Genomic DNA, 24049 nt, shown 5'->3' with positions numbered 1-24049 from the left:
CATGACCATGATCTTCGGAATCCCGATCCAGGCCCTTCTCGGCCAATTGCTGGTCGGGCTCATCAACGGCTCCTTCTACGCCATGCTGAGCCTCGGCCTGGCCATCATTTTCGGTTTGCTGCGGGTGATCAATTTCGCCCATGGCGCGCAATATATGCTGGGCGCCTTTGTCGGCTACCTGCTGCTGGCGCATCTGGGCATCGGCTACTGGCCGGCGCTGATTCTTGCGCCGCTGATCGTCGGGCTTTTCGGCATGGTGGTCGAGAAACTGGCGCTGTCGCGGCTTTACGATGTCGACCCGCTCTACGGATTGCTCTTCACATTCGGCCTGGCGCTGGTCCTGGAAGGGGCGTTTCGGTATTTCTTCGGCGTTTCCGGCCAGTCCTACACGCCGCCGCCGCAGCTTTCCGGCGGCACCAATCTCGGCTTCATGTTCCTGCCCAACTACCGCGGCTGGGTGGTCGTTGCCTCTCTCGTCATCTGCCTCGGCACCTGGCTCCTGATCGAGAAGACCAAGCTCGGCGCCTATCTGCGCGCGGCGACGGAGAACCCGACGCTGGTGCAGGCCTTCGGCGTCAACGTGCCGCTCTTGTTGACGCTGACCTACGGCATCGGCTCGGCCCTCGCTGGACTGGCCGGCATCATGGCCGCGCCGGTCTATCAGGTCAGTCCGCTGATGGGATCGAACCTCATCATCGTGGTCTTTGCCGTGGTCGTGGTGGGCGGCATGGGCTCGATCCTCGGCGCCATCGTCACGGGCTACATGCTGGGCCTCGCCGAGGGCCTGACGAAGGTCTTTTATCCGGAAGCCTCCAACATCGTCATCTTCGTCATCATGGCGATCGTGCTTCTTGTCCGGCCCGCCGGATTGTTCGGGAAGGATGCCTGACATGACCGATCTGACCACAACCGGGATCGAGCGTCAGACGCGGATGCGTGCCGAGTGGCTGCTTGTCGGCGCGGGCATTGCCCTGCTCGTGGCGGCGCCGTTCTTCCTCTACCCCGTCTTCCTGATGAAGATGCTGTGCTTTGCGCTGTTTGCCGCGGCCTTCAACCTGCTTCTCGGCTATACGGGCCTGCTCTCCTTCGGCCATGCCGCCTTTTTCGGCGGAGCGGCCTATTTCACCGCCCATGCGGTGAAGGAATGGGGCTGGACGCCGGAACTGGGCGTGTTGCTCGGCGTTGCCGGGGCGGCGGTTCTTGGCCTGATCGTCGGGTTCTTCGCCATTCGCCGGCAGGGCATCTATTTCGCCATGATCACCCTGGCGCTGGCGCAGATGTTCTACTTCTTCTGCCTGCAGGCGCCGTTCACCAGGGGCGAGGACGGCATCCAGGGCGTGCCGCGCGGCCACCTGTTCGGCCTGATCGATCTGAACGTGCCATTGAACATGTATTACTTCGTGCTGGCCGGCTTCCTGATCGGCGTCTTCGCCGTGTGGCGCATCGTCCATTCGCCTTTCGGGATGATCCTGAAATCGATCCGCGAGAACGAGAACAGGGCCATCTCGCTCGGCTACAGCGTGGCACGCTACAAGCTTGCCGCCTTCGTCATGTCGGCGACCCTGGCCGGCCTTGCCGGAGCGATGAAGACGCTGGTCTTCCAGTTCGCGACACTGACCGACGTCACCTGGCAGATGTCGGGCGAGGTGATCCTGATGACGCTGCTTGGCGGCATCGGCACCATGCTCGGCCCGATCGTCGGCGCCGGGCTGGTGGTCGCCTTTCAGAACTATCTCGCCACGTCGGCGTTTCCGGTGACGGTGATCACCGGCGCGATCTTCATGATCTGCGTCCTGCTTTTCCGGCGCGGCATTGTCGGCGAACTCCTCGCGCGCTTCTCGCGCGGGGAGGCGGGCGGCGCGCGCTGACGACCATGGCGGACGCGTTCGATTATATTGTCGTCGGCGCGGGCACGGCCGGTTGCCTGCTGGCCAACCGCCTCTCGGCGGACCCGAACGTCTCCGTGCTGCTCCTGGAGGCGGGCGGTCGCGACAACTACCCCTGGATCCACATTCCGGTCGGCTATCTCTACTGCATCTCCAACCCGCGCACCGACTGGTGCTTCACCACGGATGCCGAGCCGGGGCTTGGCGGCCGCTCGCTCGCCTATCCGCGCGGCAAGGTGCTCGGCGGCTGCTCCTCGATCAACGGCATGATCTATATGCGCGGCCAGGCGCGCGATTACGACCAGTGGCGCCAGATGGGCTGCACCGGCTGGGGCTGGGACGACGTTTTGCCCTATTTCAGAAAGCCGGAGGATTATTACCGCGGCGCCGACGAGATGCATGGCGCGGGCGGCGAATGGCGGGTGGAGGAAGCGCGGGTGCGCTGGGACATCCTCGACGCCTTCCAGGACGCGGCGCAGGCCGTGGGCATTCCCAAGGTGGATGATTTCAACCGCGGCGACAATGAGGGCTCGTCCTATTTCAAGGTCAACCAGCGCGCCGGCGTGCGCTGGAACGCATCGAAGGCCTTCCTGAAGCCGGTGCGCAACCGGAAGAATCTCAGCGTCGAAACGGGCGCCCATGTGCGCCGGCTCATCATCAGCGAAGGCCGCGTGACCGGCCTCGCCTTCGAGCAGAACGGCACGGCGCGCGAGGCGCAATGCCGCCGCGAGGTCGTGCTGGCCGCCGGCGCGATCGGCTCGCCGCACATTCTGGAATTGTCGGGCATCGGCCGCGGCGACGTGCTGCAGGCTGCCGGCATTCCCGTGGTCTGCGAGCAGCCGTTTGTGGGCGAGAACCTGCAGGACCATCTGCAATTGCGCTGTGCCTACAAGGTGTCCGGCATTCGCACGCTCAACGAGCAGGCCAGCCGTCTGACCGGCAAGGCGGCAATCGCGCTCGAATATCTGGTAAGCCGCTCCGGGCCCATGTCGATGGCGCCGAGCCAGCTTGGCCTGTTCACGCGTTCAGATGCCTCGCGGGAGACGCCCAACCTGCAATATCACGTCCAGCCCTTGTCGCTGGAAAAGTTCGGCGATCCGGTCCATCCGTTCCCGGCCTTTACGGCAAGCGTGTGCAATCTGAGGCCGGACAGCCGTGGCTCGGTGCATGCCGTTTCGGATGATTTCCGCCGGCAGCCGGCGATCCGGCCCAACTATCTCTCGACCGACAGCGACCGGCAGGTGGCGGCCGATGCGATCCGCCTGACGCGCCGCATCGTCGACCAGCCTGCCTTGCAGCGCTATAGGCCGGAGGAATTCAAGCCCGGGCCCGATTACCGCACCGAGGAGGAACTGGTCGAGGCGGCCGGCCGGATCGGCACGACGATCTTCCATCCCGTCGGCACCTGCCGCATGGGCGCGGACGACCGGGCGGTGGTCGATGCGCGTTTGAAAATGCGCGGAATTTCAGGCCTGCGGATCGCCGATGCCTCGGTGATGCCCTCCATTACGTCGGGCAACACCAATTCGCCGACCCTGATGATCGCCGAAAAGGCGGCTATGATGATGCTCGAGGACGGGCGGTAGGCCAGCGCATCGCGTCCAGGACGCAATGCGCTGATCGTGCTCGTCGTCAGACTTCGACCGAATGCTCTGGCGCGGCCTGCACGAGTTGGGATTCCGGTGATTGAACGAGGTTCAGGTATCGTTCGAATTGAACCAGAATATCCGTGATCAGCTGGTCGCGCGTCATGCCCATGACGTCATAACCGCGCGCTCCGCTGGAAAAATAGGTCTTGGCCTCGTATCGGAATTGCGGCTTGCCGGCGCGAAGAGACGGCAATTGATGTTTGTTCAACACGACGCCATAGACGAAGTCGCGAACGCCCTCGGCGTGTGAGCGCAGTGCAATCGCGCCGTTCTCCTCTTCCTGCACGACCGTTTCGCGGCCGCGATTGGAGAGCTCCCCGGCGACTTGATCCAGGGCGGGGCGCACCTCCTTGGTGATGAATCGCTCGACCTCTTTCTGAATTGGAGCATGGAGCATCAGTGCCAGCCGGCGCTGCCAGGTCAGGCCAGCAGCGGGTTGGGCGGGAGGCGAATGGGATGCGGCCGCAGCCGCGTGTTCTTGCGCAAGGTCGGCGCGCATGCCTTGAATCAACGCCCAAACAAGCGCGAGCATGACGAAGGTGAACGGCAGGGCGCTGGCGACTGTCGCCGATTGCAGCGCACCCAATCCGCCCGCCAACAGCAGGCACGCCGCGACAAACCCTTCAAGGCTGCACCAGAAGACGCGTTGTGCGGTTGTCGTTTCCGTCTCCCCGCCGGCGGCGATGGAATCGACCACCAGCGAGCCCGAATCCGACGAGGTGACGAAAAAGACCGCGACCAGAATGATTGCCAGCGTCGACGTCAGCGCCGGCAGGGGCAGATACTGGAAGAACTGAAACAGTCCCACCGACACGTCTTCGGCGATTGCCGTTCCCAGAGCGCCGGCGGCGATGCCCGTGTCGATGGCGATTGCCGTATTGCCGAAGACGGTCATCCAGAAGAAGGTGAATCCGGCGGGAATGAACAACACCGCGACGACGAATTCCCGCACCGTGCGCCCGCGCGATATGCGTGCGATGAACATCCCGACGAAGGGCGACCAGGATATCCACCAGGCCCAATAGAAGAGCGTCCAGCTATCGATCCACGGGGTCGGTTCGTAGGCGTAGATGTTGAACGTGCGCAGGATCAGCGTGTCGAGATAAAGGCCGACATTCTGGACGAAGTCGCGAAACAGGTTCTCCGTCGGCCCCACCACCAGCACAAAGAGCATGAGGAGAACGGCGACGATGAGATTGGTCTCGGAGAGGATTCGAATCCCCTTGTCCAGGCCGGTCACGACGGAAATCGTCGCCAGTGCCGTGATCGCCGCGATCAAGGGCAGTTGGACCTGCGGACCGATCGGCAGGCCGATCAGGTAGTTGAGACCCGCATTGATCTGGCTGACGCCGAGGCCCAGCGACGTGGCGATGCCAAACATGGTGCCGACGATGGCGAAGATGTCGACCGCGTGCCCGATCGGACCGTCAATGCGTTCCTTCAGCAGCGGATAGAGCCCCGAACGGATGGTCAGCGGCAGATTGTACCGGTAGCCGAAATAGGCAAGCGAGAGCCCCACCACGGCATAGATCGCCCAGGCGTGAATGCCCCAGTGGAAAAAGGTCACCGACATGGCCTCGCGCGTCGCTTCGATCGTGCGCGGTTCGGCGGTCGGCGGCAGCATGAAATGCGACATCGGCTCGCCCACCGCGAAGAACATCAGGCCGATTCCCATGCCGGCGGCAAACAGCATCGCGATCCACGAGACGAACCGGAAATCCGGCGTGGAGTCGTCCGGCCCCAGTTTGAGCTGACCGTAATTGCCCAGACACAGGAGCAGAACGGTGGCCAGGAAGATGCCGACGGCCAGCAGATAGAGCCAGCCAAAGGCGTTCAGAATGGCCGACTGCAGTGCGCTGAAGATTTCGCCGGCCTGGTCAGGTACGACAACGCCGATTGCCAGAAAGAGAGCGATAATCAGGATCGAGCCGTAAAAGACCGGCGGATTGATGACAAATGACTTAAACATTGATCGCATCCCATTCGTTCGTTGGCCAGCGCCGCCTCACCGTATTGCAGGACGGGACATGGCTAAATCCCTTCATCGCGGAAGCTGCCTTATCGCCGGAAACCCTTGTCGCGCATGCAGGATTTGACGAGTTCGTCCTCATCCATGACCTGGATCACGGCATCACCTATTCCATCGCCGATGGCCTCGCCCCAGGTCTTCGGGTGATCGTTCGCCCCGATCCCGATCGTCGCCGCCTCTGCCTGGTACTTGCATTCGGCCAGAGCCTGTTCCGTCTCCGTACGAGGCGTGTCATCCTTGACCCACGCGGTGTCGTCGCTCACGCAGCCGGCGAAAGCCAGAGCGGCGATGGCGAGGGTCGCATGGACGGCGAATTTCATCATGAAAGTCTCCTCGGGGATCTATCGTGGCGTGCCGGCCCTGCGCAGGATGTGATCGCGGCGCAGGGCGCTGGGCGTGGTGAATTTGTGCCGCCGCATGGATGCGGTGAGATGGCTGTGATTGGCAAAGCCCGCCATGCCGGCGATCCTCGACAGGGGCAGGTCCGTCGTGACCACCAGGTGCTCGGCCCGTTCGAGGCGTGCCGTGAGGATGTATTGATGCGGTGACTGGCCGGCGGTCTTCTTGAAGGCGCGCAGAAAATGGCTGGGTGAGAGACCGGCAAGCAATGCCAGCCGTTCGACCGGCAATTGTTCGCCGATATTGGCCTTGATGTAATCCTGTACGTCACGCCATCTCTTGGGCGACAAGCCCCCGCGGTATCGGGAGGCGGGCCGGTCCTGGAACGTCGAATAGTTGCGCAGGAGATAGGTGGAAAAGACCGTCAGCAGGGAATCCATGTAGACACGGTTCAGCGCCTCGCCTTTTTGAATTTCGTCCTTCACCAGATGGGCGAGCAGAAGCGCCTTCTCGTCGACATGCCCGACCGATGGAGGCCGGAACTCGAAATCGTTCCGCTCGAATTCCAGGCCCGCCAGCTTGCCGAGTTGTTCGGGCGCCAGGGCCAACAGCAAGTTTTCCTTCGGCACCTTCCAGCGGGCAAAAATATCCGCGTTGCAGGGAACGATCTCCAACGTGCCGACAGGCGCCAGGAACTGTGACGGCTTGTCCGAATTGAGCGCCACCTCGCGCCCGGGTTGCGGCGTCAGCATGACCAGCGCCATGTGGGAGGGTGCGTTGAAGCCGATCGAATTGGGACCCGTCAGCGTCCGAGTGGCCGCTCCGCTGGCCGTCTCGACCTTGGGGCCCCATTCGTCGGGAACGTTGCTCAAAAGACTGCTGGCGGCTTCGGCCAATATTGCCCTCGCAACGTAATGAATTTCGGACTCGGGACACTAGCGAGTTTTTAACAACCGTCCCCTAAAATTCAAGAAGCTCATCTCATTCTCATCATGATATCGCTATGATTCCGACAGGATGGGCAGGAAATTCAAGAAACATTTCAAATTATTACATCTCGTGGTGCCGGAAAGGGACAGAAAGTCCTCCTGACCTGCTGTCAAGATTCTATCATCTGTCAAGTATTCGCCATTTTTCCCGCGCCGGTCGATGAAAGATTGCCGTTTCTGTGCTTCATCCTGGGGTGTGCGGCGGGCGGTACAGGAAATGGCAGGTGAGGGAATGATCAAACGAAAGGCAATCGTCTTCGCCGGGACGGCGATGCTGCTGGCGGGCTGTCAGGCCAGCACCGACCCCCAGGTTCAGGCACGCAACCACGAGTTCGGATGTATCGCCGGCACCGTCGGCGGCGCCATCGTGGGCGGACTGATCGGCAGCACGATCGGCGGCGGATCGGGTACAGTGATCGCCGAGGCCGTCGGCATCGGCGGCGGCGGTTACCTTGGCAACCGTCTGGCATGCCGCTAGCAGTGAGGGGACATCAGATGCACAAGATCATACTTGCCGCCGCAATCACCTTCGTGGCTGGAACCGGCCTGGCAGCGGCGCAACAGGCACCCGCCATGCATGAAGGTCACCTCGACCGGCTCGACGCCAACAACAATGGGGGCGTCAGTCAGCAGGAATACGAGGCTTTCATGGTGGAAAGCTTTGCCAGGCTCGACAAGAACGGGGATGGGGTTCTCATTGAGAGTGAAGTGACGGAGGTGCTGACGCCGGAGCAGTTCCGCACCACGGACAAGAACGGGGATGGCCGCGTGAGCCGCGACGAGTTCCGGCGGCAGGTCATGAGCGATTTCGCTGCAGCCGACCGCGACGGCGACGGGCATCTGAAGTGATCCGCCCCGCAATCACTTCATGGAACGCGAAGTCTAAGGAGAGGCCGCCCCCTTGGCGGCCTTTTGGCTGTCCGCTTCCCTTCGAGGGTGAGCCAAGAGTGTTGAGGCAACGCCCGGTGCGCTCGGCACGAGACTGTCACCGACGTCTTAGCGACGATCTGTTACCTATGTCTCCGGGTCGTACACGCGGAAAATGTGGCGGAGGGAGTGGGATTCGAACCCACGAGACGGTTGCCCGCCTGCCGGTTTTCAAGACCGGTGCCTTCAACCACTCGGCCATCCCTCCACGGAACACAAGGCGGTGTATGTGCGAATGGGAACGAAATATCAAGCATGCGATACGATTGCGCCAAACGGTCTCCGGCCCCCGGGAACGCCGCACAAGGCCGGCAATTGCGGGGATATCGGGCGCCGGACCGCATTTCCTTGCCGTCTTGCCACAAAACCGCCGGGTTCGCGTCACAATCGGTTAAGAAAGTGATAATGATTTGTCGGGCAATGAACGCTCGGCTTGCGGGTTGCATTGATTGACCGCCCGTGTTGGTTTCCGCATCGATTTGAATGAGCGGTGATATTTGATGGTGAGTGGGGACGCGAGGGACGGCCGTCAGGCCGTGCAGCAACACAGGGGACGTGTCGCAACGATTGGCCCTGTCTTTCTGGCCGGCTTGTTTCTGGCGTCCTGCGCCGGCGCGCCGCAGACGGCCGAAAACGAAACGGGCAAGACCAAGGAATATTTCGCCGAATCCGCCTATGGCGTGAAGGCCAGCCCGCGCGTGACGACGAAGCGCAGCCGCGTCAAGCGCGGCGGCGGCCGCGAACAGGTCGGCAAGCCCTACAAGGTCAAGGGCAAATGGTACTACCCCAAGGAAGACCCCGACTATGAGAAGAGCGGGCTTGCCTCGTGGTATGGCGAAGCCTTCCATGGCCGGCTGACGGCCAATGGCGAGATCTACGACATGACCCATCTGACGGCAGCGCATCCGACCATGCCGCTGCCGAGCTACGCCAGGGTCACCAATGCCGCCAACGGCAGTTCGATCGTGGTGCGCGTCAATGACCGCGGTCCCTTCGCCCATAACCGCATCATCGATTTGTCGAAGCGGGCCGCGCAACTGCTCGACTACACCCAGAACGGCACGGCCAAGGTCAAGGTGGAATATCTCGGCCGCGCGCCGCTGCACGGCCAGGACGACCAGTATCTCATGGCGTCCTATCGGCCGGGCGACGGCCAGGACCAGCCGGCCGGTTCCGACGTGCCCGGCGTGATGGTGGCGATGAACGGATCGACGCCGAGCGCGTCGGGCGGCGCGCCGGCAGCACCCTTCCCGGGTGAACTGCGCACCAATTCCTCCGTGCGGGGCGCATCGATGTCGGCGGGCCAGCGCGCGATTGCCAGCACCTTCGAGCTCGATCTGCCGAAAGCGGGCCCCGCCGTGCCCGAGCGCCCTGCCGCGGCCGCTCCACGGCAGGCCGTGGCCATGGCCATCCTGTCCTATGCCGACGAGCGTGTCGCACGTGCGGCGCGCCCGTTCGAGGCGCTCGGCCCGGAGATGGATCCCGCGCGCATCGTCGCCTCGTGGAAGCGCGGGCACGGGCTGGAGGACGAAGCGGGCGGCTATGTCGCCGTCGGCTCCTTCGCCGACCGGCAGGAGGCCGAGCGCATCATCGCCCGGCTCTCCGATATCGGCCAGACGCGATTGCAGGTCGAGCCCACGGCGAGCGGCGCTTGGTATAGCGTTACGCTGCATGGCGGTGCGGCCACGCCGCTCGACGATCTGCTCCTGGCTGCCTGGGACGCCGGCGCCAGCGAAGCGCTTCCGGTACGCCGATAGAACATGTCCCGCTCAAACGGTGACGTTTGAGCGAAAGGTGCATGCTCCAACAGATTGATCTGGCGTGCATATCTTTGCTTCAAACGGTTCCGTTTGATGCGAATGCGCGCTAGGCTTGCCTCGGGGCATGTCCGGTGCCGCCGCCATTGGCGCGAAGGCGCAGCCTGCCGCAACGGCGCCAGCATGTGGATACGGGGCCAGCATCGATGACGTCGAAGCTCAATGCCGCGATCGGGGTGCTCGCCTTCCTGGCGGCGTTTGTGATGGTCAGCGTCGGCGCGCGCGCGCAGCTTTTTCAGACCCGCGCCGAGCAGGCTTTCCTCATCGATGCCGGGACCGGCACGGTGCTGTTTTCCATGGGGGCGGACGATCCGATTCCGCCGGCGTCGCTCGCCAAGCTGATGACGATGGAGGTCGTCTTCAACGCCGTCAAGGCGGGCCGGTTGTCGCTCGACGACACTTTTTTCGTCAGCGAGAACGCCTGGCGCACCGGCGGTGCGCCGTCCGGTACCTCTACAATGTTCGCCGAGCTCAATTCGTCGATCCGCCTGGGGGATCTGATCCAGGGCGTCATCGTGCAGTCGGCCAATGACGGCTGCATCGTCATCGCCGAGGGCATGGCGGGTTCGGAGGAGAATTTCGCCGAACTGATGACCGAGCGTGCGCGTGCCATCGGCCTGGAGAATTCGGTGTTCAAGAATTCCACCGGCCTGCCCGCCGAGGGCCAGGTGGTGACGGTGCGCGAGTTGACCATGCTCGCCCAGCATATCTGGCGCACCTATCCGCAGTTCTACAAATACTATTCGCAGCCCGAATTCACCTGGAACAAGATCCGCCAGACGAACCGCAATCCGCTGCTCAAGATGGATATCGGTGCCGACGGCATGAAGACCGGCTACACCGAGGAGTCCGGCTATGCGATCGTCGGTTCCGTGGAACGGGGCGACCGGCGGCTGTTTGCCGCGCTGTCCGGCATGACCAGCGAAAGACAGCGTGCCGAGGAGGCGCGCAAGCTGCTCGACTGGGGCATGCGCGCCTTCGAGCGCCGCGTCATTTTCGAGGAGGGCGAGGTGGTCGGCCAGGCGCGGCTTTACGGCGGCGCCAAGCGCAATGTCGCGCTGACCACACATGGCGGCGTTTCGATTTTCCTGCCGATCACCAACCGGGACCGCCTGATTGCCCGTATCGTCTATGACGGCCCGGTCGAGGCGCCGGTGGAGGAGGGAAAGCGCGTCGGCGCGCTGAAGGTCTGGATCGGCGACACGTTGAGTCAGGAAACGCCGCTTTATGCCGCCGAATCCGTCGCGGCGGGCCCCGTTCACCGGCGCGCCATGGACGCCATCGAGGAGCTCTTGACCGGCTGGCTGCGGTCCTAGGCCGTGCGGGCCATGGACCTCGCCGCACGCCCGCATTATGACGGGCGCGAAGCGCAATCCTGAAAGGGCTGTCGTTGGGACGCGGACTGTTCATCACATTCGAGGGCGGCGAAGGGGCCGGCAAGTCGACCCAGATCCGCCGGCTCGCCGATCTGCTGGCAAAAGAGGGCCGCCAGACGCTCGTGACGCGCGAGCCGGGCGGTTCGCCCGGCGCCGAGGCGATCCGCCATGTCCTGCTTTCGGGCGCCGCCGAACGCTTCGGCCCGGAGCTGGAGGCGATCCTTTTCGCCGCGGCGCGTTCCGACCATGTCGAACAGGTCATCCGCCCGGCAATCGAGGCCGGGAAGATCGTGCTCTGCGACCGCTTCATGGATTCCTCGCGCGTCTATCAGGGTGTCACGGGCGGGCTCGACCCCGCCTTCATGCGGGCGCTGGAAAAGGTGACGGTCAACGCGACGATGCCGGACCTGACCATCATTCTCGACCTCGACCCCGAGGAAGGGCTGCGCCGGGCGGTTGCCAGGCGCGGCGAGGACACGGCCGATCGTTTCGAGAAGGAAACCATCGCCGTTCACCGGCAGCGCCGCGATGCCTTTCTGGAGATCGCCCGCGCGGAGCCTGAACGCTGCGTCGTGATCGACGCCTCGCGCGACGAGGACACGGTGGCGGCAGATGTTGCGGCGGCGGCTGCACGCACCATCGCCGCGCACAAGCAACTGGTGGCGCCGGCATGATGGTCGAGCGCCTGGCGGCCGAGCAGCACGACACGCTGGCCGACATTCCCGAGCCGTCGGAGAATCCGGCGCTGTTCGGCCATGAGACCGAGCAGGCCAGCCTGGCCGCCGCCTATGCGAGCGCCAGGCTGCATCACGGTCTGATCTTTTCCGGGCCGCAGGGCATCGGCAAGGCGACGCTCGCCTTCCGCTTCGCCCGTCACATCCTCGCCCATCCCGACCCGGCCGGCGCGCCGCCGGCGATCGGCGACGCCGATCCCGCTTCCTCGCTCTTCCGCATGATCGCCAATGGCGGCCATCCCTCGGTCCTCTATCTGACGCGGCCACTCAACGACCGCACGAAGGCGTTCAAATCGGCGGTGACGGTCGACGAGATCCGCAAGGTCAGCCGCTTCCTGTCGATGACCGCGCATGACGGGGGATATCGCATCGTCATCGTCGACCCGGCCGACGACATGAACGCCAGCGCGGCCAACGCGCTGTTGAAGAGCCTCGAGGAGCCGCCGGCCCGCACACTCTTCATCCTCATTTCGCATGCCGCGGGCGGCCTTTTGCCGACCATCCGGTCGCGCTGCCAGACGGTCCGGTTTCAGCCGCTGGGCGATGAGGCCCTGTCGCAGACCCTGTCGCATCTCGGGCTCCCCGTTCCCGCACAGACGCTGCCGCAGCTCATCGAACGTGCGTCGGGAAGCGCCCGCGAGGCGATCCTTCTGACGCAGTATGGCGGACTGGAGATCGCCATCGAGATCGAGCGGCTGGCAGGCGAGAAACAGTTCGACACGGCGGGCGCATGGCGCCTGGCCGACGCCGTTTCGGGCCGCGACCAGGCCATGCAGTTCGCCATCTTCAACCGGCGCGCGCTCGACATGGTCGGCGCGCGCGCGACCGCCGTGGCGGGCGAGGGCCGGCTCGCCGAGGCCGAGGCGCTGGCTTCGCTCTGGCAGGAGATCGAGCGCACGATAGCGGAGACCGAAACCTACAATCTGGACAAGCGCCAGCACGTTTTCGGGCTCATGCGCCGCCTGCATGAAGCGCTCGCCGCCTGAACGCGCCCGACGGGATGGCAATCGGGACGGCGATGCGCTATCTGAACGCCACGACAACGCATTGCCTTGCGGATTTTTCCTTATATGTCCAACGACAAGTTCTACATTACGACGCCCATCTTCTACCCCAATGGCAAGCCGCATATCGGCCATGCCTATACGGTGATCGCGACCGATGCGCTGGCGCGCTTTCAACGGCTCGACGGCAAGGACGTCTTCTTCCTCACCGGCACCGACGAGCACGGGCTGAAGATGCAGCAGACCGCCGACAAGGAGGGCGTCACGGCGCAGGAACTGGCCGATCGGAACTCGGCCATCTTCCGCACCATGGTCGAGGCCGTCGGCGGCTCCAATGACGGCTTCATCCGCACGACCGAGGAGCGCCACAAGCGCGCCTGCCAGGCCATCTGGACGCGCATGGCCGACAATGGCGACATCTTTCTCGACCGCTACCGTGGCTGGTACTCGGTGCGCCAGGAAGCCTATTTCGACGAGAGCGAAACCGTCGTCGGCGAGGATGGCGTGCGCCGCGAGCCGCTCGGCTCGCCGGTGGAGTGGAACGAGGAGGAGACCTACTTCTTCCGCCTGTCGGCCTATCAGGACAGGTTGCTTGCGTTCTTTGAACGCCACCCCGAATTCATCGGGCCGGCAGAGCGGCGCAACGAGGTCATCAGCTTCGTCAAGTCGGGGCTGAAGGACCTGTCGATCTCGCGCTCCACCTTCAAATGGGGCGTGCCGGTGCCGGGCGACGAAAAGCACGTCATGTATGTCTGGGTCGACGCGCTGACCAACTACATCACCGCCGCCGGCTATCCCGACACCGACGCTGATGCCTGGTCCTATTGGCCGGCCGATGTCCATGTCATCGGCAAGGACATCGTGCGCTTTCACACCGTCTACTGGCCGGCCTTCCTGATGTCGGCCGGCATCGAGTTGCCGAAGCGCGTCTATGCACACGGCTTCCTGTTCAACCGCGGGGAGAAGATGTCGAAATCGGTCGGCAATGTCGTCGATCCTTTCGCGCTGATCGACCAGTACGGGCTCGACCAGGTGCGCTACTTCTTCCTGCGCGAGGTGCCTTTCGGCCAGGATGGCAGCTACAGCCACGATGCCATCGTCAACCGCACCAATGCCGATCTGGCCAACGATCTGGGCAATCTCGCCCAGCGCTCGCTGTCGATGATTGCCAAGAATTGCGGCGGCGCGGTGCCTGAGAAGGGCGACCTGACGGAGGACGACCGCGCCATCCTGGCAATGGCCGAGGGAGCGCTTGAAAAAGCCCGCAAGGCTATGGGCGACCAGGCGATCCACCAGGCACTGGCGGCGATCTTTGCCGTCGTTGCGGAAGCGAACCGCTATTTCGCCGCGCAGGAGCCGTGGGCGCTCAAGAAGACCGATCCGGCGCGCATGCAGACCGTGCTCCATGTCACCGCGGAGACCATCCGGCGGCTCGGTATCCTGTGCCTGCCCTTCATTCCGGGTTCGGCGGCGAAACTGCTCGATCTTCTGGCGGTGCCGGAAGAAGCGCGCGCATTCGCGCGGCTGGGAGACGGCGATGCGCTGACGCCGGGAAACCCGCTGCCCCCGCCGGCGCCGGTCTTCCCGCGCTATGTCGACAAAGACGAAGCCGCAAGCTGAGTTTGAAAATATGCTCGTCGACAGCCATTGCCATCTCGACTTTCCGGATTTCGCCGAGGAACGCGACGCCATCGTCGAGCGCGCCCGCGCCGCCGGTGTCGGCCTCATGGTCACCATCTCGACGCGGGTGAAGCGCTTCGACGATATTCTGGCGATCGCCGAGGCCTATCCGGACGTCTATTGCTCCGTCGGCACCCACCCGCACAATGCGCATGAGGAACTCGACATAACGGCCGACGAGCTGGTGCGGCTGGCCGAACACCCCAAGGTCGTGGCAATCGGCGAGGCCGGGCTCGACTATTTCTACGACAATGCGCTGCGCGCGGCGCAGGCCGAGGGTTTTCGCCGTCATATCGAGGCGGCGCGGCGGACCGGCCTGCCGCTCGTCATCCATTCGCGCGACGCCGACGACGACATGGCGGCCATTCTCGAAGACGAGACGGAGAAAGGGGCGTTTCCCTTCATTCTCCATTGCTTCTCCTCCGGCCGCGCGCTGGCCGAAACCGGCATCCAGCTCGGCGGCTATGTCTCCTTTTCCGGCATCCTGACATTCAGGAAATCGGAAGAGCTGCGTGAGATCGCCGGATCGCTGCCGCATGAGCGGCTGCTGGTGGAAACGGACGCGCCCTATCTTGCCCCGCCGCCCCATCGTGGCAAGCGCAACGAGCCGGCCTTTGTGGTCGAGACGGCAGGCGTGCTCGCCGATACGCTGGGCCTGTCGCGCGAGGCCGTCGCCGAGACCACGACGAAGAATTTCTTCCGCCTGTTTTCCAAGGTGCCGCCTGAGGCGGGTGCGCCTCGATGAGCGGCGAAGCCGACCGGCTCCGTCTGACCATCCTCGGCTGCGGCTCCTCGCCGGGAGTGCCGCGGCCGACCGGCGACTGGGGCAATTGCGACCCGGGCAATCCGAAGAACCGCCGCATGCGCGCCGGCGCGCTTGTCGAGCGCATCGCTCCCGACGGACGCCGCACGACCGTGGTGGTCGACACGACGCCTGATTTCCGCTCGCAGATGCTGATGGCCGGCGTCAAGCGGATCGATGCCGTGGTCTATACCCATCCGCATGCCGACCATATCCACGGCATCGACGATCTGCGCAGCTTCGTCATCAACCAGCGCCAGCTCCTCGACATCTACGCCGATGCACCGACCATGGCACGGCTGAAGGAGGGTTTCGGCTATTGCTTCGAGACTCCGCCCGGCAGTTCCTATCCGCCGATCGTCGCGCCGCACGCGATTGCGCACGATCAATCCTTCACCATCGAGGGCGAAGGCGGGCCGCTCACCTTCCTGCCGCTGCCGATGGTGCATGGCGACATCGTCTCGCTCGGCTTCCGCATCGGCGACATCGCCTATTGCAGCGATGTCAGCGGCTTTCCGGATGTGACGGCCGAGCGTCTCGCAGGCACGCACACGCTGATTATCGACGCGCTGCAATACCGTTCGCACCCCTCCCATTTCTCTCTTTCCGAGGCGCTCGACTGGATCGACCGTCTCAAGGTGCGCCGCGGCGTGCTGACCCACATGCATGTACCGCTCGACTATGAGACGGTGAGCCGGGAAACGCCGCCGCATGTATGGCCCGCCTATGACGGGATGGAGATCGAGCTTTCGCTCGAAGCCGCCTGAAACCGGAGGATACCCGACGTGAGCAAGAGCATCGAACGCGTCCGACGCGCCGCCGGGGAGGCGGGCCTGGAAATCGAGATCAAGCGCATGGGGGAATCGACGCGAACCGCTGCCGAAGCCGCGCAGCAGTGCGGCGTGACGGTGGCGCAGATCGTCAAGTCGCTGATCTTTCAGGGTAAAGAGAGCAAGAACCTGTATCTCTTCCTCGTCTCGGGCGCCAATCAGCTCGATGCCAAGAAGGCCGCGGCTCTTACCGGCGAAGAATTGGAGCGGGCCGATCCGCGCCATATCCGCGAGGTGACCGGCTTTGCCATCGGCGGCGTTGCGCCGCTCGGCCATCTCGAGCCGATCGGCGCCTTTGCCGACGAGACGCTGGCCGGTTTCGACATCGTCTGGGCCGCCGCCGGCGCGCATGATGCCGTCTTTTCGGCCGAGCCGCGGGCGTTGCTCGCCGCGGCCGGGGCAAAGCTCGTCGACATCGCTGCGTGAGGTGCGGCGGGGGTGGCCGGGACGGTCGATACATCCCCGCTCAATGAAAGTCGCGCGAGCGCGGGATGATGCGGACATTGCGCGGATGATGCGATCCCTGCGGATGGGCGGGATGGGTGACCTCGTCGGCGCGTGACAGGGCGAGCCGGGCCGCGTGGTCGTCCGACAGCCGGTCGAGCTCGCGCGTGCGGTCGCTGACCCGCTCGGCGATCAGGTGAACCACGCCCTCCGGGCTCTTCTGCACGCGGCCCTCGATGAGAGCGAGCTTGGCGCCCATCACCTCGCGGCGGAAATGCTTGAAGCGGCGCGCCCAGATCAGCGAATTGGTGATGCCGGTCTCGTCCTCTACCGTCATGAAGATGGCGTTGCCCTTGCCCGGGCGCTGGCGCACCAGGACGACACCGGCCACCGCCACGCGCTTTCCGTCGGGCGCGGCGGCGATCTCGGCCGAGCTCATCACGCCTTCGCGGCGAAACATGTCGCGCAGGAAGGCCATCGGATGCGCCTTCAAGGACAGCCGCGTCGTCTGGTAGTCGGCCACCACATGCTCGGCCAGCGGCATTTCGGGCAGCGCGGCCTCGGGCTCGCGGCCAAGTTCGCGCGCTTGTGCTGCGGCGAACAGCGGCAGCGGCGCATCGTCGGGCAGGCGGCGCACGGCCCAAAGGGCGGCCCGCCGGTCGAGCCCGAGCGAGCGGAAGGCGTCGGCGTCGGCCAGGATCTTGAGAGCCCGGTGCGGCAGGCGGGCGCGCCGCCACAGCGTCTCCATACTGTCAAATCCGGCCCCGCGTGATGCGGTGAGCGCTTCGGCCCAGTCTTTCTTGAAACCGTCGACCTGGCGCAGGCCCAATCTTAAAGCCAGCGCATCGCCGTCTGTTTCTTCCAGCGTGTTGTCCCAATGGCTGGCATTGACGTCGGCAGCGCACGCCTCCACGTCATGCTCGCGCGCATCGCGCACGATCTGGGCCGGTGCGTAAAAACCCATCGGTTGCGAGTTGAGCAGCGCGCAGGCGAACACCGCCGGATGGTGGCATTTGATCCAGGCCGAGATATAGACGAGCTTGGCGAAGGAGGCGGCGTGGCTTTCGGGGAAGCCGTATTCGCCGAACCCCTTGATCTGGGCGAAGCAGCGCTCGGCGAAGTCGCGCTCATAGCCGCGCCGCACCATGCCCTCGACCATCTTTTCCTCGAATGTGTGGATGGTGCCGGTATGGCGGAAGGTCGCCATGGCCCGGCGCAGCGCATTGGCCTGCTCGGCGGTGAACCGTGCCGCCACCATGGCGATCTGCATGGCCTGTTCCTGGAACAGCGGGACGCCGAGCGTGCGCCCGAGCACCTGCTTGAGTTCGTCCGGCGGCCCGTGCTCCGGCGCCGGCGCGGGGTAGTCTTCTTTCTCCTGCTTATTCCTGCGGCGCAGATAGGGGTGCACCATGTCGCCCTGGATCGGGCCGGGCCGCACGATCGCCACCTCGATGACGAGATCGTAGAACTCCTTTGGTTTGAGCCGCGGCAGCATGGAGATCTGGGCCCGGCTTTCGACCTGGAAGACGCCGATGGAATCGCCCTTCTGCAGCATCGCGTAGACGGCTTCGTCTTCCTTCATCACGCTTGCCAGATCGAGATGGAGGCCGCGATGCGCAGCCAGAAGCTCGAAGCTCTTGCGGATGCAGGTCAGCATGCCGAGGGCGAGCACGTCGACCTTCATCAGCCTCAGCGCGTCGATGTCGTCCTTGTCCCATTCGATGAAGGTGCGGTCTTCCATCGCCGCATTGCCGATCGGCACCATCTCGTCGAGCCGGCCGCGCGAAAGCACGAAGCCGCCGACATGCTGCGACAGGTGACGCGGGAAACCGAGCAGCCGCGTGGCGAGCGATACGGCCCGGCGCAACAATGGATTGTCCGGCTCCAGCCCCGACTGGCGCACTTGTTCGTTGGTGATGGCGTCGCCCCAGCTTCCCCATACCGTGCCGGCGAGCCTGGCCGTCACGTCCTCCGTCAGCCCCAGCGCCTTGCCGACCTCGCGAATGGCGCTGCGCGGGCGGTAGGTGATGACGGTGGCGGCGATGCCGGCGCGTTCGCGCCCGTAGCGCTCGTAGATGTGCTGGATGACCTCCTCGCGCCGCTCATGCTCGAAATCGACGTCGATGTCGGGGGGCTCGCGGCGCTCGGTGGAGATGAAACGGGCAAACAGAAGCTCGTTCTCGGACGGGTCGACGGCGGTGATGCCGAGCACGTAGCACACGGCTGAATTGGCCGCCGAGCCGCGGCCCTGGCAGAGAATGCCCTTGTCCTCGGCATAGCGCACGATGTCGCGGATGGTCAGGAAATAGCGCGCATAGTCGAGCTGGCCGATCAGTGTGAGCTCGTCTTTCAGCAGCCGGACGACTTTCTCGGGAATGCCGTTCGGATAGCGCAGCGCCGCGCGTCGCCAGGTCAGCTCCTCCAGCCAGCCCTGCGGCGTCTTGCCCGGCGGCACCGGCTCGTCGGGATATTCATATCTGAGCTCATCGAGCGAGAAGTCGATGCGCGCGAGGAAATCGGTCGTCTCGGCGATCGCTTCCGGCGCGTCGCGGAAAAGCCGCGCCATCTCGTCGGGCGATTTGAGGTGACGCTCGGCGTTCGCCTCCAGCCGCCGGCCGGCGCTCTCGAGGGTCACGCCCTCGCGGATGCAGGTGACGATGTCCTGCAGGTCGCGCTGCTCGGGCGCGTGGTAGAGCACGTCGTTGAGGGCCAGAAGCGGCACGCGCGCGGCATGGGCCACCGCCGTCAGCGCCGCCAGCCGGCGCCGGTCGCCGCCCTGGTAGAGCATGGCCGCGCCCAGCCACACCGCGCCGGGTGCCGCCTCGTTGAGCCGTGGCAGCAATGTATCGAGCCCTTCCAGCCGTCGCTCGGGCATCACGACCAGGAGAATATCGCCGCTGCGGGCCAGGAGGTCGTTGAGGCAAAGCGTGCATTCGCCCTTCTTCGCCTGCCGCTTGCCGATGGTCAGAAGCCGGCAAAGCCGCCCCCAGCCCTCGCGGTTTTGCGGATAGGCGAGGATATCGGGCGTGCCGTCGCAAAAGACGAGGCGCGCGCCGACGGCGAGCTTGAAGGGCAGTTCGCCCCCGTGCTCCTGGCGGAAGGCGGCGCGCGCCTCCTCCACGGCGATATGGGCGCGCACCACGCCGGCCACCGTGTTGCGGTCGGCAATCCCGATGCCGGCATGGCCGAGCGCGATCGCGCATGCGACGAGGTCGCTGGCATGCGAGGCGCCGCGCAGGAAGGAGAAATTGCTGGCGGCGGCGATTTCGGCGTAGCGGCTCATGCGAAAATCCCGTGCAGGAACCAGCGCGGGGTCTCGGCCTCGCGCTCGTAAAGCCCTTCGCGATAGACCCAGAAACGGTGTCCCGAAACGTCCTCCACGCGGTAATAATCGCGCGTCAGTTCGCCGCTGCCGCGCCACCATTCCGGCGCGATGCGCTCGGGCCCTTCGGCGCGCGCGACCTCGCGCAACACGCGGCGCCAGCGAAAGCGGATCGGCGGGCCCTCGGGCACCTCGGCCAGCGTCTCGATCGGCTGCGGCGGGTCGAAGAGATGGATGGGCCGGGCCGGCGGCATGTCCGCTTCGGGCGCCGGCCAGGCGGGGTTGGCCCCGGTCCGGGCGGCGGCCGCGACCGTGCGCACGGCGCGTTCGGGGATATGCGTGTCGGCGGGCTCGAAGCGCTGTACGGCCTGTACCCCGAAACGCGCCCCCAACCGGTCGACGAGCGCGGCCACTTCCTCCTCCTCGACCGCGCGCCCGTCGAGCCCGGCCTGGGCCGTGGCGAAGGGCTCGCCAGCCATCACCGAAAGCCGGATCAGGTCGAAGCCGAAGCCGGGATCGAGCGGATCGGCGAGCGCGTCGAGCCGTTCAGTAAAGAGCCGCATGAGGGCTTTGGCGTCGCGCATCGGCCGGCCGGTCTCGACCGCCAGGCGGAACAGCTTGCCGTCGGTGCGGAAAAAGCAGGCCTCGAAGCTGCGCCCGCCTTCGCCGCGCCGCTCCAGCGCCTGCATGACCTGCCCGCCAAGGCTTGCCAGAACGCCGAGCGCGGCCTCGGCGTCCAGGAGCGGTTCGGCAAAACCGCGCTCGGCCGAGCAGGCGGGAAGCGGCCGGCGCGGCGTGATGCGGATATCTTCGCGGCCCAGCGTGCGCCTGAGTGCGGCCACGAGGTCCTCGCCGAAGCGGGCGGCCAGCGGCCGCCAGGGCCGCGGTTCGAGATCGCCGATGGTCTTGAGCCCCGCCCGGCCGAGCGCGATGGCGGTATCGGGGTCGATGCCGAGGGCGGCGGTGGGCAGGGGGCGCACGGCTTTCGCTTCGCCGCCGGGCGGGATGATCGCCGTGGCGCCGAAACGGGCCAGCGCGCGGGCAGTCTGCGGCGTGCCGGCGATTGCCGTGCGGGCCTCGACGCCGGCCCTGGCGCAGCGGCCGACGAGATCGTCGCGCAAATTCGCCTCGCCCTTGAAGAGATGTGCGCAGCCGGTGATGTCGAGGATGAGCCCGTCCGGCGGGTCAAGGGCGACGAGCGGCGTGTAGCGGTCGCAGAAATCGGCGATCTGCTCCACGAGTGCCGCGTCGGCCGCCCGGTCCATCTCCGCGACCACAAGGCCGGGGATACGCGCGCGTGCATCGGCCAGCGTCAGGCCGGGGACAAGCCCCAGCCGGCGCGCGGCGCGGCCGACGGCGGCAAGGCGCAGGGCGTTTCTAACCTTCTCGACGAAGACCAGGGCAGGAGCCGGTTCTCCGTCTGCATCCCGCGCTGAATTTCCGCGGTCTGGTGCCGCCTCATCCCGTGCGTGCGAGCGCGACGACATCCGCGCCAGCTGGTCGGCCGGCAGGAACGGGAACCACAGGGCGAGATAGCGGCGCGGCGTCGCGGAAGGTGCGGCGGTCATGGTTCCACTCCAGGCGCCAGCTTTGTCCGGCGGTGCCGGCGCGCTGGCGCAACAATGTGACATCGAAGGTCGGATGGCCGGGGGCGCCGGCAGCAAGCGGCGGGGAGGCGCCGGCCACCACCTGCCAGCGTGTCGCCGCCGCACTGGCCGATGATGCGGCCGTCGCCATGCGCAGGAGAAGGCAGGTGACGCCCGAGCGCCCGGCGGCGAGCGCCAGCCGGCGCGAGGCGGTGAAATCGAGCGCCTTTGCTTCGCCCCATGGCTCGATGACGACGGCGCCGAGGGCGGAGCAGCGCACGGCCTCCGCCCCGGCGCGCAGGGCGCTCACGGCGTCGCGCACCCGCACCAGGATGAGCGTATCCGGGTCGAGCCCGAGCCCGGCCAGTCCTGGGGCATGGAGCGAGCCGGCCTCCGCCTCGCCATAGCCCTGCCGCACCCAGACGATGCTGCGGCCGGGCTCCGTGGCGCGCAGGGCAAGGGCGGCGGCAAAGCCGGCGGCGGAGCCGGCATCGGCGGTTGCCGGGGCCAGGATTTCGTGCAGGCCGCCGCGGGCAAGCCCGCCGCCGAGATGAGCGTCCACCGCCGGCAGGCCGAGCCCGAACAGGCCGTTGCCCGCGTGTGGAGCGGCCTTTTCGAGGGCGGCAAGGCTCGCACGCAGGCGAGACAATATTTCGTGCATGGTTCAAGTCATGTGTTCGTGTTTTGTTCTATTACGGACTCAAACCGCGTCGGGAGTCAACAGGCAGGATGGGCCAGGATGACGATGATGGAAGTTTCGGCCGGCTCGCTCCCGCGAGCCGTCGGCCTTCAAACGGCGATGCCGGCCTTGCGCAGTCCGTCGGCCACCCGGTCGAACTGGTCGGGATCGCGGTAGGGCAAAATGGCCTTCATCCGCTTCACCGAGAAATCCGGATTGACCTGAAGCGTCTCCTGCCAATAGCGCTTCGCTTCCTCGGTGCGTCCGGTCAGCCCGCAGAGGCAGGCGAGGTAGAAGCGCGACATGTCGGAATGCGGCGACAGCGTCAGCCTGCGTTTGAAGGCGGCTTCCGCCTCCTTGTAATGTCCGAGCGACAGGAGCGCCCGGCCGAGGAAATGCAGCGCCAGATCGAATTGCGGGTCGAGCAGCTGCGCCTTCTGGTAATGCGGGATGGCCTCCTCGAAGCGCCCCTGGAATTCGAGCATGTTGCCGAGGCCGGTATGCGCGTCGGCGGAATTCGGATCGAGCACGACCGCCCGCTCGGCCGCCTGCTCGGCCTTGTCCCACCGGCGCCGCCAGGAAAGGGCGAGCGAAAGGGCGCTGTGGCCCTCCGGCTCCGCCGGGCTCGTCTCGATCGCCTTTTCTGCCAGTTCCAGCGCCTGATCGAGATTGTCCTCGGTGGCATCGTTCCACTGGTTGACATAATCGGCGAAGGCGATGATGGCGAGGCGGGCATAGGCGGGGGCCAGCGCCGGGTCGATCTCGATTGCGCGCTCGAGCATGGCGCGCGCGTCCCTGGCCGCGGCCGGATTGAGCTGCAGGAGCGTCTGCCGCGAGCGCACCAGCAGGTCGTAGGCCTCCGGATCCACCTTGCCGCGGCTCGCGCGGCGCTCTTTTTCGCCCGCCGTCAGCTTGACCTTGAGCGTGTCGACGATGGTCCGCGTCACCTCGTCCTGGACGGCGAAGATGTCCTCCAGGTCGCGGTCGTAGCGTTCCGCCCAGACATGGCCCCCGGTCGTGCCGTCGATCATCTGGGCATTGATGCGCACCCGGTTGGCGGCCCGGCGCACGCTGCCTTCGAGCACGTAGCGCACGCCGAGGTCGCGGCTCACCTTGCGGATGTCGGGTGTCGTGCCCTTGTATGCGAAGGAGGAGTTGCGCGCGATGACGAACAGGCCCGAGACCTTCGAGAGGTCGGTGATGATGTCTTCGGTGATGCCGTCGGCGAAATAGCCCTGCTCGGGATCGCGGGACATGTTGTCGAAGGGCAGGACGGCGATCGAGGGCTTTTCCGACACCGCCGCCGCATTGCTGCTGGTAGCGTCATCGCCTTCCGCCTGGCCGTTCGGCGACCAGGTCCAGATATGGACCGGCCGGTCGATATTCTTCACTGTGTGGCGCCCGCCGTCGCGGAAGCCGACCGCGATGCGGCCTGTCACATATTCATGCACGGCGTCCGAGATCGCGATCCCGCCGGGCTCGGCCAGTCCTTCGATACGGGCGGCGACATTGACGCCGTCGCCGTAGAGATCGTCCTGATCGACCATCACGTCGCCGAGATTGACCCCGATGCGCAGCGTGATGGCACGCTCCGGCGGCGTGTCTCCATTGGCCTGGCGCATGGCGTCCTGCAACGCGATGGCGCATTCGACGGCGTTGACGGCGCTGGCGAACTCGACGAAGGCGCCGTCGCCGGTGCGCTTGAAGACGCGACCTTCATGGCGCCCGAAGACCGGCTCGAGCACGTCGCGCCAGCGTCCCATCATCGCCGCGTGGGTGCTTGCCTCGTCCTGCGCCATGAGGCGGCTGTAGCCGACGACATCCGCCGCCAGGATGGCGGCGAGCCGGCGTTGGATGCGTTGAGATGTCATGCGTCGTGCGGGCCTGTAAAAAGGGTGCCGTGGATTCTACCGGTGCACGACGGCCAAGTCCATGCTGGCCAGGACGGCAGGTCCG

Annotated in this window: 20 protein-coding genes and 1 tRNA gene; 13 read left to right on the top strand and 8 right to left on the bottom strand. The window is 65.6% G+C overall.

Annotated elements, in window-relative coordinates:
• The first annotated feature begins 1 nt into the window (after position 1).
• Genes GM909_RS16760 through GM909_RS16750 form a run of 3 tightly spaced genes read left to right on the top strand, consistent with a single transcriptional unit; the run spans position 2 to position 3472 of the window.
• Positions 2-889 carry a branched-chain amino acid ABC transporter permease gene (locus GM909_RS16760; RefSeq protein ID WP_157017887.1) on the top strand — a complete coding sequence of 296 codons (888 nt, stop codon included), beginning with the start codon at positions 2-4 and terminating at the stop codon, positions 887-889.
• On the top strand, positions 882-1868 hold the full coding sequence (locus tag GM909_RS16755; RefSeq protein ID WP_198174288.1) for a branched-chain amino acid ABC transporter permease: 987 nt from the start codon (positions 882-884) through the stop codon (positions 1866-1868). The genes GM909_RS16760 and GM909_RS16755 overlap by 8 nt, the downstream gene beginning before the upstream one ends.
• Before the next feature lie 5 nt (positions 1869-1873).
• On the top strand, positions 1874-3472 hold the full coding sequence (locus GM909_RS16750) for a GMC family oxidoreductase (protein WP_157017883.1): 1599 nt from the start codon (positions 1874-1876) through the stop codon (positions 3470-3472).
• A 46-nt stretch (positions 3473-3518) separates the two neighbouring features.
• Here the strand turns inward: GM909_RS16750 and GM909_RS16745 are convergent, their stop codons facing one another.
• The 3 genes from GM909_RS16745 to GM909_RS16735 form a co-directional block, all read right to left on the bottom strand.
• Complete coding sequence (locus tag GM909_RS16745) at positions 3519-5504, bottom strand: BCCT family transporter (RefSeq protein ID WP_157017881.1); 1986 nt, start codon at positions 5502-5504, stop codon at positions 3519-3521.
• 89 nt (positions 5505-5593) lie between these two features.
• Complete coding sequence (locus GM909_RS16740) at positions 5594-5887, bottom strand: hypothetical protein (RefSeq protein WP_157017879.1); 294 nt, start codon at positions 5885-5887, stop codon at positions 5594-5596.
• 18 nt (positions 5888-5905) lie between these two features.
• Positions 5906-6799, bottom strand: coding sequence for a helix-turn-helix domain-containing protein (locus GM909_RS16735; protein ID WP_157017877.1), 894 nt, complete (start codon positions 6797-6799; stop codon positions 5906-5908).
• Between the two features lie 325 nt (positions 6800-7124).
• Between GM909_RS16735 and GM909_RS16730 the strand changes: the two genes are divergently transcribed.
• Positions 7125-7370, top strand: coding sequence for a hypothetical protein (locus GM909_RS16730; protein ID WP_157017875.1), 246 nt, complete (start codon positions 7125-7127; stop codon positions 7368-7370).
• A gap of 17 nt (positions 7371-7387) precedes the next feature.
• Entirely contained in the window at positions 7388-7741 is a 354-nt protein-coding gene (locus tag GM909_RS16725; protein ID WP_157017873.1) for an EF-hand domain-containing protein, read from the top strand.
• A gap of 196 nt (positions 7742-7937) precedes the next feature.
• Here GM909_RS16725 and GM909_RS16720 read toward each other — a convergent pair.
• Positions 7938-8027: transfer RNA gene (locus tag GM909_RS16720), tRNA-Ser, on the bottom strand.
• Between the two features lie 292 nt (positions 8028-8319).
• On the opposite strand from GM909_RS16720, the gene GM909_RS26315 reads away from it, so the two are divergent.
• From GM909_RS26315 to GM909_RS16680, 8 genes are all read left to right on the top strand, one after another.
• Positions 8320-9576, top strand: a complete 1257-nt coding sequence (locus GM909_RS26315) for a septal ring lytic transglycosylase RlpA family protein (RefSeq protein WP_157017871.1) — start codon at positions 8320-8322, stop codon at positions 9574-9576.
• 263 nt (positions 9577-9839) lie between these two features.
• Positions 9840-10952 carry a D-alanyl-D-alanine carboxypeptidase family protein gene (locus GM909_RS16710; protein WP_235911952.1) on the top strand — a complete coding sequence of 371 codons (1113 nt, stop codon included), beginning with the start codon at positions 9840-9842 and terminating at the stop codon, positions 10950-10952.
• 74 nt (positions 10953-11026) lie between these two features.
• Positions 11027-11686 (top strand): dTMP kinase, encoded by a 660-nt coding sequence (gene tmk / locus GM909_RS16705; RefSeq protein ID WP_157017867.1) that lies wholly within the window; start codon positions 11027-11029, stop codon positions 11684-11686.
• Positions 11683-12732: a DNA polymerase III subunit delta' gene (locus GM909_RS16700; protein WP_157017865.1), complete on the top strand. Its 1050-nt coding sequence runs from the start codon at positions 11683-11685 to the stop codon at positions 12730-12732. Before tmk ends, GM909_RS16700 begins: the two co-directional genes overlap by 4 nt.
• An 84-nt stretch (positions 12733-12816) precedes the next feature.
• Positions 12817-14370, top strand: a complete 1554-nt coding sequence (gene metG / locus GM909_RS16695) for a methionine--tRNA ligase (RefSeq protein ID WP_157017863.1) — start codon at positions 12817-12819, stop codon at positions 14368-14370.
• 10 nt (positions 14371-14380) lie between these two features.
• A complete protein-coding gene (locus GM909_RS16690; RefSeq protein WP_157017861.1) occupies positions 14381-15175 on the top strand; it encodes a TatD family hydrolase in 795 nt (264 codons plus the stop codon).
• Entirely contained in the window at positions 15172-15999 is an 828-nt protein-coding gene (locus GM909_RS16685) for an MBL fold metallo-hydrolase (RefSeq protein ID WP_157017859.1), read from the top strand. Before GM909_RS16690 ends, GM909_RS16685 begins: the two co-directional genes overlap by 4 nt.
• Positions 16000-16017: 18 nt before the next feature.
• Complete coding sequence (locus tag GM909_RS16680; protein ID WP_157017858.1) at positions 16018-16488, top strand: YbaK/EbsC family protein; 471 nt, start codon at positions 16018-16020, stop codon at positions 16486-16488.
• Positions 16489-16528: 40 nt separating this feature from the next.
• On the opposite strand, the gene GM909_RS16675 is transcribed toward GM909_RS16680, so the two are convergent.
• The 4 genes from GM909_RS16675 to GM909_RS16660 form a co-directional block, all read right to left on the bottom strand.
• Positions 16529-19789, bottom strand: coding sequence for an error-prone DNA polymerase (locus GM909_RS16675; RefSeq protein ID WP_157017856.1), 3261 nt, complete (start codon positions 19787-19789; stop codon positions 16529-16531).
• Positions 19786-21396: a Y-family DNA polymerase gene (locus GM909_RS16670; RefSeq protein WP_157017854.1), complete on the bottom strand. Its 1611-nt coding sequence runs from the start codon at positions 21394-21396 to the stop codon at positions 19786-19788. The genes GM909_RS16675 and GM909_RS16670 overlap by 4 nt, the downstream gene beginning before the upstream one ends.
• Complete coding sequence (locus GM909_RS16665) at positions 21287-22075, bottom strand: ImuA family protein (RefSeq protein ID WP_157017852.1); 789 nt, start codon at positions 22073-22075, stop codon at positions 21287-21289. Before GM909_RS16665 ends, GM909_RS16670 begins: the two co-directional genes overlap by 110 nt.
• Before the next feature lie 128 nt (positions 22076-22203).
• Positions 22204-23964, bottom strand: coding sequence for an adenylate/guanylate cyclase domain-containing protein (locus GM909_RS16660; RefSeq protein ID WP_157017850.1), 1761 nt, complete (start codon positions 23962-23964; stop codon positions 22204-22206).
• Positions 23965-24049: the final 85 nt, after the last annotated feature.

The organism is Mesorhizobium xinjiangense (assembly GCF_009749525.1).
Taxonomy (GTDB): Bacteria; Pseudomonadota; Alphaproteobacteria; order Rhizobiales; family Rhizobiaceae; genus Mangrovimarina; species Mangrovimarina xinjiangensis.
The sequence above is the reverse complement of the archived record's forward strand: the minus strand, read 5'-3'. Positions and strand labels throughout refer to the sequence as shown.